General features: G+C 39.9%; 8 protein-coding genes and 1 tRNA gene. 2 read left to right on the top strand and 7 right to left on the bottom strand.

The window, feature by feature from the left end; all coding sequences use genetic code 11:
• Positions 1-13 precede the first annotated feature (13 nt).
• Entirely contained in the window at positions 14-259 is a 246-nt protein-coding gene (locus HMPREF9423_RS02955) for a YneF family protein (RefSeq protein ID WP_004251708.1), read from the bottom strand.
• Between the two features lie 313 nt (positions 260-572).
• Between HMPREF9423_RS02955 and HMPREF9423_RS11820 the strand changes: the two genes are divergently transcribed.
• Positions 573-5,846, top strand: a complete 5,274-nt coding sequence (locus HMPREF9423_RS11820; RefSeq protein WP_006155860.1) for an SIALI-17 repeat-containing surface protein — start codon at positions 573-575, stop codon at positions 5,844-5,846.
• Between the two features lie 245 nt (positions 5,847-6,091).
• Here the strand turns inward: HMPREF9423_RS11820 and HMPREF9423_RS02950 are convergent, their stop codons facing one another.
• The 6 genes from HMPREF9423_RS02950 to HMPREF9423_RS02925 all read right to left on the bottom strand — a co-directional run bounded on the left by HMPREF9423_RS02950 (position 6,092) and on the right by HMPREF9423_RS02925 (position 12,928).
• Positions 6,092-6,292, bottom strand: a complete 201-nt coding sequence (locus HMPREF9423_RS02950) for a hypothetical protein (protein ID WP_006147852.1) — start codon at positions 6,290-6,292, stop codon at positions 6,092-6,094.
• Between the two features lie 155 nt (positions 6,293-6,447).
• Complete coding sequence (locus HMPREF9423_RS02945; RefSeq protein WP_006147851.1) at positions 6,448-7,374, bottom strand: ATP-binding cassette domain-containing protein; 927 nt, start codon at positions 7,372-7,374, stop codon at positions 6,448-6,450.
• A gap of 10 nt (positions 7,375-7,384) precedes the next feature.
• Entirely contained in the window at positions 7,385-8,452 is a 1,068-nt protein-coding gene (locus HMPREF9423_RS02940) for an ABC transporter ATP-binding protein (RefSeq protein WP_006147850.1), read from the bottom strand.
• An 8-nt stretch (positions 8,453-8,460) separates the two neighbouring features.
• Positions 8,461-9,387, bottom strand: a complete 927-nt coding sequence (gene oppC / locus HMPREF9423_RS02935; RefSeq protein WP_006147849.1) for an oligopeptide ABC transporter permease OppC — start codon at positions 9,385-9,387, stop codon at positions 8,461-8,463.
• Positions 9,387-10,883, bottom strand: a complete 1,497-nt coding sequence (locus tag HMPREF9423_RS02930; RefSeq protein WP_006147848.1) for an ABC transporter permease — start codon at positions 10,881-10,883, stop codon at positions 9,387-9,389. The genes oppC and HMPREF9423_RS02930 overlap by 1 nt, the downstream gene beginning before the upstream one ends.
• Before the next feature lie 65 nt (positions 10,884-10,948).
• Entirely contained in the window at positions 10,949-12,928 is a 1,980-nt protein-coding gene (locus HMPREF9423_RS02925; protein ID WP_006147847.1) for a peptide ABC transporter substrate-binding protein, read from the bottom strand.
• A 179-nt stretch (positions 12,929-13,107) separates the two neighbouring features.
• On the opposite strand from HMPREF9423_RS02925, the gene HMPREF9423_RS02920 reads away from it, so the two are divergent.
• Positions 13,108-13,178, top strand: a tRNA-Cys gene (locus HMPREF9423_RS02920).
• The last annotated feature ends 32 nt before the right edge of the window (positions 13,179-13,210 follow it).

Genomic DNA, 13,210 nt, shown 5'->3' with positions numbered 1-13,210 from the left:
AGACTTTTCCTATTTATTTCTTTTTATTGTTAGCAAGGGCTGCTTTTTGTTGGCGAATGATTTGGTGGTACACTTGTTGTACCTTAGCTTCGCTTGGTTTTTGACCATTTGCACTCAACAGAGTACGAACTGCTTCTGCGTTCAAACGTGGGTTATCCGCAAATTCTTTTTCAATTTGCTTGCGCACCAAGTACATTCCTCCAAGAGCTCCACCTAGAAAAGCTAAAACAATCAAGACAATTGCTAAAATAAGGTCCATAATATTTCTCCTGTTTCTTTTTGAATCTTCTATATTATACCATAAAGTCCCACGCCTGACTAGTTTGATTTACGCTTTCAAAAGGGTAGGGCATTACTCAGATTCTTTTTCTGCTCTAATCTTTTTTAATTCAATAAAATTAAAAAAAGAACTAAAATTTGGTAAAATAATTCTGTTTTTCCTAAAAAACCTTGCATTGAATCGATTTATTTGCTATATTAAGATTATACAAAACAAAGGAAACATCTTTCTGCAAGGCTTATTTTTTTTACACAAAAATGTATGCGCTTACAGATTTGAGAAAGGAGTTTTTATGGAGAAGAGCTATTGGGAAAAATCCTGTAAGTATAGCATCCGAAAATTGACCGTTGGAACTGCTTCTGTTTTACTGGGAGCTGTTTTTCTAGCGACGCAGAATGTAGCTGCCGATGGCATCGAAGTGAAAGAAAATCAAGCAAGTGTCAGTGAGACTACGGTTCAAGTGAATACAAAAGTAGAGGGACCTACTCAAAAGGATAAGGAAAATCAACCAAGCACAGAAAATCAAACTTCTACTGAATTAGCTGACAAAGAGGTAAAACCTGAAAAAGAAACACCTCAAATACATCATCAATCAGAGACTAAGGCTGTAGTTGAACCTTCTGAAAATAAGGAGAGTGAAAAACCAGAACTTCCTATGACTAAGCAAGAAAACTATCAACTTCATTACGACCAACCAACTGCTCCTTCTTATGACGGCTGGGAAAAACAAGCCCTGCCAGTCGGAAATGGAGAAATGGGGGCAAAAGTTTTTGGGCTCATCGGTGAAGAAAGAATCCAATACAATGAAAAAACTCTCTGGTCTGGTGGACCGCAACCGGATAGCACCGATTACAATGGAGGGAACTATCAAGACCGCTATAAGGTCTTAGCAGAAATTCGTAAGGCATTAGAAGAAGGAAACCGCCAAAAAGCAAAACAATTAGCGGAGCGCAACCTAGTCGGACCAAACAATGCTCAGTATGGTCGTTACTTATCTTTTGGTGATATCTTTATGGTCTTTAACAACCAAAAGAAAGGCCTGGAGAATGTTACCGACTATCATCGTGGCTTAGATATTTCTGAGGCCATCTCGACCACTTCTTATACCCAAGACGGTACAAACTTTAAGCGCGAAACTTTCTCTAGCTATCCTGACGATGTTACTGTGACCCACTTGAGTAAAAAAGGTGATAAGACCCTTGATTTTACACTTTGGAATAGCTTGACTGAAGATTTGATTGCGAATGGCGACTACTCCTGGGAATATTCGAATTATAAACAAGGAGCAGTTACGACTGATTCTAATGGTATTTTGCTCAAAGGAACTGTCAAAGACAATGGTCTGAAATTTGCTTCCTATCTCGGAATCAAGACAGACGGACAAGTCACTGCACAAGATGGCTATTTGACTGTCACCGGAGCCAGCTATGCGACCCTTTTACTCAGTGCCAAGACCAACTTTGCTCAAAATCCAAAAACCAATTATCGTAAAGACATTGATCTAGAAAAAACGGTCAAAAATATCGTAGAGACTGCAAAGGCCAAGGGCTACGAGAAACTCAAGGAAGATCATGTCAAAGACTATCAAAGTCTCTTCAATCGAGTACAATTAAATTTTGGCGGTAGCAAGTCTAGCCAAACTACAAAAGAAGCTCTGCATACCTACAACCCTGAAAAAGGGCAAAAACTAGAAGAGCTCTTCTTCCAATACGGACGTTACCTCCTCATCAGTTCGTCTCGTGACCGGACAGATGCCCTTCCTGCAAACTTGCAGGGAGTCTGGAATGCTGTAGACAATCCACCTTGGAACTCAGATTACCACCTCAATGTCAATCTACAAATGAACTATTGGCCTGCCTACATGAACAATCTTGCAGAAACGGCTAAGCCAATGGTTAATTATATTGATGACATGCGCTACTATGGTCGTATCGCTGCTAAAGAATATGCAGGTATCGAATCCAAAGAAGGCCAAGAAAACGGTTGGTTGGTTCATACTCAAGCGACACCATTTGGCTGGACAACTCCAGGTTGGAATTATTACTGGGGTTGGTCTCCTGCTGCCAATGCTTGGATGATGCAGAACGTCTATGACTACTACAAATTCACCAAGGATGAAACCTATCTCAAAGAAAAGATTTATCCAATGCTCAAGGAAACAGCCAAGTTCTGGAATTCCTTCTTGCACTACGACAAATCTAGTGACCGTTGGGTTTCTTCTCCATCATACTCACCAGAGCATGGAACTATCACGATTGGAAATACCTTTGACCAATCTCTAGTTTGGCAACTCTTCCACGACTATATGGAAGCAGCCAATCACCTGAAGGTCGATCAAGACTTGGTGACAGAAGTGAAGGCTAAATTTGACAAGCTCAAACCACTTCATATCAACCAAGATGGCCGAATCAAGGAATGGTATGAGGAAGACAGTCCTCGATTCACTAATGAAGGAATTGAAAACCATCACCGTCACGTTTCTCATCTGGTTGGGCTCTTCCCAGGAACCTTATTTGGCAAAGATCAGCCTGAATATCTGGAAGCAGCACGCGCAACCCTAAACCATCGTGGAGATGGTGGTACCGGTTGGTCTAAGGCTAATAAAATCAACCTCTGGGCTCGTCTCCTAGATGGAAATCGTGCCCATCGTTTATTGGCAGAACAACTCAAATCCTCAACTCTAGAAAACCTCTGGGATACGCACGCGCCTTTCCAAATTGATGGGAACTTTGGTGCAACCAGTGGAATGGCAGAAATGCTCCTTCAGTCTCACACCGGCTACATTGCCCCATTACCAGCCCTTCCAGATGCATGGAAAGATGGTCAAGTCTCAGGTCTAGTCGCTCGTGGTAACTTTGAAGTTAGCATGAAATGGAAAGAAAAGAATCTTGAAACGCTATCCTTCCTTTCTAATGTGGGTGGAGACTTAGTCGTAGACTATCCAAATATCGAAGCTAGCCTTGTCAAGGTAAACGGTAAGGAAGTACAAGCTACCCGCATCAAAGACAACCGTATTCAACTTACGACACAAAAGGGCGATGTCATTACCTTTGAAAACTTCCCTGGTCGTATTACTCGTCTGACTGCCCAACGAAAAGATTCAACGACTGCTGAACTCAACTTCAATACAGTTGAAGGGGCGACTCATTATGTCATCCATCGGGAAAGTAGAGGTGAAACTGGTCAAACTTCTACTGTCCGTGAGTTTACAACCAACCAAACTCGCTTTATCGACCGTTCTATTGATTCAAGCCATGCCTATACTTATACCGTTAAGGCTATGCTAGGAGACCGCTCAACACCTGTTTCAGATACTGCTTCAATCTCTGCCTTTAGTGAGCTCATGGACGATCGTGACTCTCGCATTCAGTATGGTGCTGCCTTTGGAGACTGGTCTGACTCGGAACTCTTTGGCGGAACAGAAAAATACGCCGATATCTCAAATGGGAATTATTCCGATAAGGATGCAACAGCAACCATTCCTTTCAATGGACCTGGTATTGAAATTTACGGACTCAAGTCTTCTCAATTAGGACTTGCTGAGGTTACAATTGATGGCAAATCTGTTGGTGAGCTTGATTTCTATACGGCTGGAGCTACTGAAAAGGGTGTCCTAATCGGTCGTTATACAAATCTTTCTTCAGGTCCTCACCTCATGACCATCACTGTTAAACGAGAACATAAAGGACGTGGAAGTGAACGCTCAAAAATTTCCTTAGACTACTTCAAGGTCTTCCCAGGTCAAGGAGAAACAGTTGAGAAGATAGATGATCGTGATTCTCGTATCCAATACGGTTCAGCATTTAAAGACTGGACTGATGCGGAACTCTATGCTTCTACAGAGAAATATGCAGATATCAATGCAGACGATAGTCTTGCTCCTGAAGCAACTGCAAGAATTCCATTCTCTGGTACAGGTATACGTATCTATGGACTGAAAACATCTGCCCTTGGTAAGGCACTTGTGACTCTCGATGGAAAAGAAATGCCAAGCCTTGACTTCTACACTGCCGGAGCTACCGAAAAAGGAGCATTGATTGGAGAGTTTACTAATCTAGCAGATGGCGACCATGTCCTAACTTTGAAAGTGGACCCAGATTCTCCAGACGGTAGAAAGAAAATCTCCCTTGATTCATTCGATATTCTAAAAGCTCCATCAGTATCATTAGATACACCAATCCTCGAACCTATAAAGGTAGAAGATAAGACAGTTACCCTAACTTTACCAACTGGTAACTGGGATGCTGTTGCTGTGACATTCCCTGGTGTTACAGATCCCCTACTCCTAAGAAAAGTCGATGAAAATCATCTTGTCACTTCTGGCGAGCAAACAGTATTAAGCATAAAGGATAACAAGGTAGAAATCGACATTCCTGAAACCACGGAACGTAAAACTGGCAATCCAATAGAAGCTTATGCTATCCTAGGAGAAACACGAAGCAGTACTATTGTAACAGTCTTTCCAAAAGGAAAAACTGCACCTGTAGAAGATCCAGTTGTTACAAGCAAAGGGGACGAGCCTGCTCCAGTAGTAACCATTCCTGAATATACTGACCCAATTGGTACTGCGGGAGAACAGGAAGCGCCTATTGTGGATATTCCTAAGTACACTGAGCCTATCGGTACTGCGGGAGAACAGGAAGCGCCTACTGTAGATATTCCTGAGTATACTGAGCCTATCGGTACTGCGGGAGACCAACCGGCTCCTATCGTGGATATTCCTGAGTACACTGAGCCTATCGGTACTGCGGGAGAACAGGAAGCGCCTGTCGTAGATATTCCTGAGTACACTGAGCCTATCGGTACTGCAGGGGAACAAGCGGCTCCTATTGTAGATATCCCTGAGTACAATGGACCTATCGGTACTGCGAGCGACCAAGCGGCGCCTATTGTAGATATCCCTGAATACACTGGCCCTATCGGTACTACGAGCGACCAAGCGGCGCCTATCGTGGATATTCCTGAATACACTGGCCCTATTGGTACTGCGAGCGATCAAGCGGCTCCTATCATCTCTCTTCCTGAGTTTAAACTCAAAGTCTTAAAAGACCAGACTACCGGAGTTCAAGTCATCAGTGGAGCAAATGAGCTAGGTGAAGCAAATTATCTTGAAATCCAGAAAGTAGACAAGCAAGAACTCTTGGGCAAGAAATATGATGCCTACGACATTCAACTCAAGAATGAAAATGGTCAACTAATCCAAGCAAAAGGTGCTGTCCTCGTTCGATTACCAATTTCTGGCACAGTCAAAGAATTCTATCGCTTCAGTTCAGAAAAAGACTTGAAAGCGCAAGATTTCACAATTCGTGATGGCATGCTTGAGTTTCTCACCATTGATTTGACTACTTATGCTATCGTCTACAAGACTGAAACAGAAGTCCAACAACCAAGCTCAAGTCAAATCGAAGAAGCTAGTCCATTAGCCAATAAAAAACAGCTCAATGGTGAAAATTCTACAAATGACAAACAACTTCCTGCCACTGGAGAAGAGGCCAGCCCACTCCTCTTCATGGCAAGTCTCAGCTTAGCTTTAACTGCAGCTTTCTTGCTTAAAGGTAAAAAATAGTGATCCCAATAAATCTATAAAGATTTAGATAAATAGAAAAAGGATGAGTAAATTACTCATCCTTTTGATTTCTTTCAGAGTCTTTTAAAATAAACTAAAAAGCCAGTTATAAATCCAGTTATAAATCGAATATAACAAATTCAAAAGGAGTTCATAAAAAAATAAACAAATGTGATACCAAATGAATTCTACAATCGTAATCAGTGGCTTGACTAGGATATAAAATAAAATATCCCAAATAAATTTCATTTTTTATCTTCCTTTCTAGGAAGTCCCGCAATCCAAGGCAGAGCAGATATCATTTTATAAGCCGCAAGAAATTTAACAACCTCTAAGGCTTTTGGCTCAGATTCCTTCTTCTCAGTCAGTACTTCCATTCCTTTTACCCAGAGGCATGTCCCAATAATTCTAGCCATTCCTGTAAAAAAATTTGGTTGGTTGTCCATGTGATTCTCCCCTAGTTCATGTCATTTCTAACAGATTAGTTATTATTGTATTCAGTATATCAAATTTATATAGATTATCAAGTTTTTATCTGCAAAATAAAAAAGTTTCATAATCTTTCTAGAAGCCTTCTAGCTAGATTATAAAACTTTAGTGATTATTTCATTTCTTTTTTATAGCGTTCCAATTCTTCTTGGTTAGCCCAAACGTAATGACCTGGACGAATTTCAACCATAGACGGTTTATCAGTTTCGTAGTCATGTTGGTCTGGATCATAGACTTTCAAAACTTTCTTACGTTCCAAGATTGGGTCTGGAATCGGCACAGCTGATAAAAGTGCTTGTGTGTATGGATGAACTGGATTGTTAAACAATTCTTCAGTTTCAGCCACTTCAACAATGACACCCTTATAAATTACCGCGATACGATCAGAGATAAAACGAACTACTGACAAATCGTGGGCGATAAAGAGATAGGTCAAGCCCAATTCCTTCTGGAATTTCTTGAGCAAGTTCAAAACTTGGGCACGAACTGAAACGTCCAAGGCTGAAATCGGCTCATCTGCGATTACAAAGTCAGGTTGCATAACCAAGGCACGAGCGATACCAATACGTTGACGTTGTCCACCTGAAAACTCATGAGGATAACGTGTCAAATGTTCAGCCAAAAGTCCAACTTCACTAATGATCTTTTTAACTTTCTCTTGTCTTTCTTCCTCATCCTTAAATAGATGGAAATTATAAAGACCTTCAGAAATGATATAGTCAACCGTTGCACGCTCATTCAAACTAGCAGCAGGGTCTTGGAAAATCATTTGAATACGACGGATTACTTCAGCTTCTTGAGCTCGTGATTTTTTACCGTTGATCTTTTTACCTTCGAAGAGGATATCCCCTTTACTGGTATTATTCAAACCGATAATTGCACGACCAATCGTTGTTTTACCACTACCTGATTCACCAACTAGAGAGAAAGTTTCACCTTTGTTGATAAAGAAGTTAGCATTTTTAACGGCTACAAACTTTTTGCTTCCTTCACCGAAGGAAATCTCTAAGTCTTTAATTTCTACTAATTTTTCAGACATTTCCTTCCTCCTAGTTTTCTAGATGAACAAGACCCATTCTCTCACGAATCTTGTCATGTAAATTTGAAATTACTGCTGGTTTTTCAACTTTTGGAGCTTGTTCATCAAGCAACCAAGTTTTAGCCCAATGAGTATCTGACACAGCAAATTGAGGTGCTTTTTCTTCAAAATCGATCTTCATTGCGTAATCTGAACGAAGAGCAAATGCATCACCTTTTAATTCTGTATATAGTGACGGAGGAGTACCTGGAATTGAATATAGTTCTCCTTTATCATCAGCTAACTGTGGCAAACTTGATAGTAGGCTCCAAGTATAGGGATGACGTGGATCGTAGAAGATTTCCTCAACAGTACCGTACTCAACAATCTCACCAGCATACATAACCGCAACTTTCTCTGCAATACTTGCTACCACACCAAGGTCGTGTGTGATAAAGATTGTTGTAAAGTGATATTCATTTTGAAGAGACTTAAGCAAGTCAATAATCTGAGCTTGAATGGTAACATCAAGGGCCGTAGTTGGCTCATCACAGATCAAAACATCTGGGCGACATGCAAGAGCAATAGCGATAACGATACGTTGACGCATCCCTCCAGAATATTGGAATGGATACTCCTCAAAACGCTTTTCAGCATCAGGAATACCAACCTTATTCATGTAGTCAATAGCCATTTCTTTTGCTTCTTTTGCTGTTTTCCCTTGGTGTTTAATGATAACCTCAGTAATTTGGCTTCCGATTGTTTTAATTGGATCAAGACTGGTCATCGGATCCTGGAAAATCGTTGCAATCTTTGCCCCACGAATTTGTTCCCAATCTTTGTGAGACGAAAGTGCTGTTAGATCTAGTCCACGGTAATCGATGCTCCCCTGAGCGATACGCCCGTTTTCTTCTAACATTCCTGTAAAAGTTTTTGTCAAAACTGATTTACCCGAACCAGATTCTCCAACCAAGGCAAGAACTTCTCCTTCAATCAACTCAAGAGAAACTCCGCGAATAGCGGTCAAAATTTTGTCACGAACGTCAAATTCCACGACAATATCTTGAGCAGTCAAAATTACATTTTTTCCTTTTATCATGTCTACTCCTATCTATGTGTACGTGGATCACTAGCATCTGCTAGGTTTTGACCAACAACGAACAGTGACAAGGATACCAAGACCAATGTAGTCAATGGAATCCAGAAGAGGTATGCATTGGTTGTTACGTTTTGAGAATAATCTGAAATCAAACGCCCCAAGCTAGGAACTGTAATCGGCAATCCGAGTCCAAAGAATGAAAGGAAAGCTTCATATGAGATAAAGGCTGGGAGCATTTGCGACGTACTCGTAACAATAACAGATACCAATTGTGGCATAATGTTTTTTACAATAATTTTGTAACTTGGTGTTCCCAAAGTTCGTGAAGCAAGGTTATACTCTAAATCACGGTAACGTAACATTTGGATACGAATTGAATGGGCAACACTAATCCAAGTAGTTACACTCATGGCAAAGATCAAGTTCCAGAACCCTGCCCCGATAGAGTAAGTCAAAACAATAACGATCAAAAGTGATGGAATATTGTTGATAACGTTGTAGACTTCCATCATGATACGGTCAACTGATTTTGAGATCCCCCAAATTCCACCGATGACAACACCGATAAAAAGGTTAACAAAGGTAGCAATAACCGAAATCAGGATAGAGTTACGAGCTCCAAACCAGACACCATCAAAGAGAGATTTACCATTACTGTCTGTTCCGAACCAATGCTCAGCATTTGGCTTAATGTAACGAGCGCTAAAATCGTTTACCTTACTTACATCATTAAAGTCAAAATCAGAGAACATTGGGTAAATGAAACTCATCAAAACAATGGCAATCAAGATACCGAGCATGATGACTGTTGATTTTTTCTTCAAAAACTGTCTAAAGACAGAACCCCAGTATGAATAGGCAGGAGCATCAATTGCTTCAGAGGCATAATCATCACGTTTTACAAACTGAAATTTTTCATTACTAATTGTAGACATTATTTGCCTCCTTTCTCTGTCAATTTAATACGTGGGTCAATAATCGTCATCCAAATATCACCAATAAGGTTTGAGAAGATTGAGACGCAAGTGAAGATAAAGACGAGACCAACGACCATATTATTGTTTGAAGCCTTTACAGAGTCGATCAACATTTTACCCATACCTGGGAAGGCGAAGACTGTTTCTGTAAGAGTTGCTCCACCAATAACACCAATGATAGCACCTGGAATACCAGAAACAAGTGGTACCATAGCATTTTTAAAGATATGCTTATCAGAAATCTCTTTCTCAGACAAACCTTTTGCACGAGCAAAACGAACGAAATCTTGTGATTGCAAGTCAATCATATAACGGCGAATCCAAATTGCCATAGTAGGTGCTCCTAACAAGCCCAGAATCACGGCAGGAAGGACATAAGAACGCCAATCACCGGCACCCAAGATTGGGAATGAGTCTGGGAAGCCAATTGAAGAACCAATCAAACGAATAATATAAACTAAGGCAATCGTTGGAAGTGCCAACAAGAAAGTTAGAGTCCCTGTAGCGAAACTATCAATCCAAGTGTTTTTGAAACGAGCCATTGCTGAACCAAGAGGAATTGCAATCGCGTATGAAATCGAAAGACCAATCAAACCAGTGATAGCAGAACTTGCAATCATTGAAGGATACTGATAATTGCTTTCAGTAGCTGTATAAGGATCATCCTTACCATAGTTTGCTACTTCACGTGCATCTGCTTGACTTGGAGATTTATAGGTTCTTGAGTAGATATTAACTGATGAAGTTTTCTTACCTGTTGGGAATTGAACTTCTGAAGTCTTGGTTTGTCCTTGACCTTGTGTGATAACTTGAAGAACAGGAGTATTGGCATAAGTTGGGTAAGAATCTCCTAAGTTCAAGTTGACAAAGTTTTGGTGAACAAATGGGAATTGACTGTTGAAGTACAAGAGGTATTTATGTTTAGTCCCTGAACCTACTAGAGACCATCCAATAGCCGGATCATTTTCAAATCGCAAATAACGCTCTAAATTAGGATTTTCCGGGTCTTGAATCTTGTTTGTATGGTCAATTTCAAGCAAGTTTGCATAGAATTTGAACACACGCTCGAAAATAGGGATTTCACGAGTAGCATAGAATTGTCCGCTCTCTGTGAATACACCCAAAGTCCAACCGTTACCAAGTTGTTGGATATATTTTTCGTAGATAGCTTTATTTGTATCGTTTGCATCAACGGTTACAGAAGGGTCAATGCTACTAGCTTTTTCCTGCAACTCTTTCGTATCGTAATATTCGATATACCCCATACGCTCAAAAACGGTATTTTCATAGTTATCACGTTTATCAGCTGTGGTTGCAATTTTATTGTAGTTAGTATCTTGTTTGAAGATCAACTTCCGTGGAACCATCGTATAGATGATTGTGTAAATCAAGGTCGTTACTAAAAAGATAGAAACTAACGACCGCAAGATACGCATAAAAACATATTTTTTCATATTATTTCCTTTAAAATCCCAAAAGAACCTTCTCCTTTTGGAGAGAAAGTTCTGATGAGCATTATTTATTTCACGTGGCTCGCTAATTCTTTTTGAGCTTTTTCATTTGATTCAGCTTTTTCTTTGAGCCATTTTTCACGAGCTTCTTTGTACTCTTTAGCAGTTACAGTGTTAGCTTGCAATTTAAGATATTTGAAGTAAACATCTGAACCTTTATCACCAGATTGAGTGTAAGAGGCTGAGAATGGCACTACACGAGAAATAACTGGTGCTGCTCCTGAAGATGACATAGCTGGAAGGAAGAGTGAGCTATCTGTCAACCAAGCTTGAGCTGCTGCATATTTCTCATAACGTTTGTTAAGATCACTTGTTTCATTACCAGCTTCTTCAAGCAACTTGTCGTAGTCCTTCAAACCAACTTGGGCAACTGCTGGATTTGATGGATTGTCATAACCCATGTAAGTCTTTGTTTGCTCGCTGTTACTTGTTTGCAAGATATCAAGGTAAGTTGATGGGTCTTGATAGTCTGGGTTCCATCCAACAGCACCTGAAAGATCCCAGTCTTCAGCAGCTGCATTCGGAGCATAGTAAGTGATGTTAAATAATTCATCTTTTGTTACTTGTTGAATATCGATGACTACATTTTCTTCACCAAGAACTTTTTCAACAGATTGTTTGAAGGACTGAATACGCGCAATGTAGCTCTTAGCAGTTTGGTCAACTGGAATATCCAAATGAATTGGGAATTTCACGCCATCTGCTTCCAAAGTCTTCTTAGCTTTAGCAAATTCTGCTTTCGCTTTATCAGCATTGTAAAGACCATCTTGGCCATCCGCAAAGTTTACATCTTTCCACTCATCTCCGTAAGAAACAACTTTCTCAGTGACCAAGTCACCAAATGTTTTTTCACCTGCAGAAACAAAGTCTGGTTTTACAAATAGATTACGAACAGCAAGGGCTGCTCCATCTTCACCATTGATCTGAGCAGAGTATGCTGTACGGTCAAATGCAAAGTTCAAAGCTTGACGGAAGTCTTTGTTAAGAAGGGCTTTCTTAGTAGAAGTCTTTTCATCATCAGTTGTTTTTGATGTATATTTATAGCTTTGACGGTCAATATTAACACCCAAACCAGCAATACCAGCTCCTTGTGGAGTATAGTAAATATTGTCTTTGTATGTTTCTGCGATTTTAGAATAATTTGAACTTGTTGGGAAGAGTCGGGCGTAACTGTATGCTCCACTTGTAAAGTTACGTTCGATTGATTCTTGGTCTGAACCATCATAGAATGCAAGCGTTACAGTATCTAAATGAACATTATCTTTATCCCAATATTGCTCATTCTTCACAAACTCAACAGAAGACTTAGCCGTCAACCCTTTAAGCAAGAAAGGTCCATTGTAAAGCAATGATGTTGGATCTGTAGACTTACCAAAGTCAGAGCCTTTTGATTTTTCAAACTCTGCATTCAAAGGCCAGAAGATTGCGTAAGACATTTTAGAGTTCCAGTATGGCTCTGGTTTATTCAAAGTGTATTGAAGAGTGTAATCATCAACAGCTTTTACACCAACAGTTGAAAAGTCAGTTGAGTTTCCAGCCACATAATCTGCCAAACCTTTTACAGAATCTTGGGCAAGATACAATGCTTCTGATTTCTTATCAGCTGCGTGTTTCAAACCTGTAACAAAGTCATTAGCAGTTACTTCTGCATATTCTTCACCATCAGATGTGAGCCATTTTACACCTTTACGAATCTTATAAGTGTATGTCAATCCATCTTTAGACACTGACCAGTCTTCAGCTAATGCTGGAGTCAAGTTGCCATATTGGTCATTTGTAAAGAGTCCATCAATACCATTTGAAGTGACAACTTTAGTACTTTGTTTACCAGAGATAAGGTAGTCCAATGTTTCTGGATCAGCAGTGTATACATAACCATATGCTTTTGGCGCTTCAGTATTAGAAGTTTTTGAAGAACCGCAAGCTGCAAGAACACCTGTAGCAAGCAAGGCAACACCTGCTACTGCAAGAATCCGACTTTTTTTCATATTTATAAACTCCTCGTTTTAAATTGTGGATATTGAAGATTATACCACAGTTTTTTTAAAAAGTAAACGAATTTTCAGAATATTTTGTCGCATGTTTTTTTAAACATTTGAATCTTATGTTTTCAGAAAAGAAAACTATTGACGAGAAACAATTTTCAAGGTATAATAATAAAAGTTAAGGCGGTATAGCCAAGTGGTAAGGCACGGCTCTGCAAAAGCTTGATCGTCGGTTCAAATCCGTCTACCGCCTCTATATAAACGAAGACTCCTAATGGAGTCTTT

The organism is Streptococcus infantis ATCC 700779 (assembly GCF_000187465.1).
Lineage (GTDB): Bacteria > Bacillota > Bacilli > Lactobacillales > Streptococcaceae > Streptococcus > Streptococcus infantis.
Note: the sequence above shows the minus strand (reverse complement) of the source record. Positions and strands in the feature narration are given on the sequence as shown.

What these genes read in the sequence shown, in the direction of transcription:
- HMPREF9423_RS02955 (WP_004251708.1), bottom strand. Translation starts at nt 259, where the DNA reads ATGGACCTTATTTTAGCAATTGTCTTGATTGTTTTAGCTTTTCTAGGT.
- HMPREF9423_RS11820 (WP_006155860.1), top strand. Translation starts at nt 573, where the DNA reads ATGGAGAAGAGCTATTGGGAAAAATCCTGTAAGTATAGCATCCGAAAA.
- HMPREF9423_RS02950 (WP_006147852.1), bottom strand. Translation starts at nt 6,292, where the DNA reads ATGGACAACCAACCAAATTTTTTTACAGGAATGGCTAGAATTATTGGG.
- HMPREF9423_RS02945 (WP_006147851.1), bottom strand. Translation starts at nt 7,374, where the DNA reads ATGTCTGAAAAATTAGTAGAAATTAAAGACTTAGAGATTTCCTTCGGT.
- HMPREF9423_RS02940 (WP_006147850.1), bottom strand. Translation starts at nt 8,452, where the DNA reads ATGATAAAAGGAAAAAATGTAATTTTGACTGCTCAAGATATTGTCGTG.
- oppC (WP_006147849.1), bottom strand. Translation starts at nt 9,387, where the DNA reads ATGTCTACAATTAGTAATGAAAAATTTCAGTTTGTAAAACGTGATGAT.
- HMPREF9423_RS02930 (WP_006147848.1), bottom strand. Translation starts at nt 10,883, where the DNA reads ATGAAAAAATATGTTTTTATGCGTATCTTGCGGTCGTTAGTTTCTATC.
- HMPREF9423_RS02925 (WP_006147847.1), bottom strand. Translation starts at nt 12,928, where the DNA reads ATGAAAAAAAGTCGGATTCTTGCAGTAGCAGGTGTTGCCTTGCTTGCT.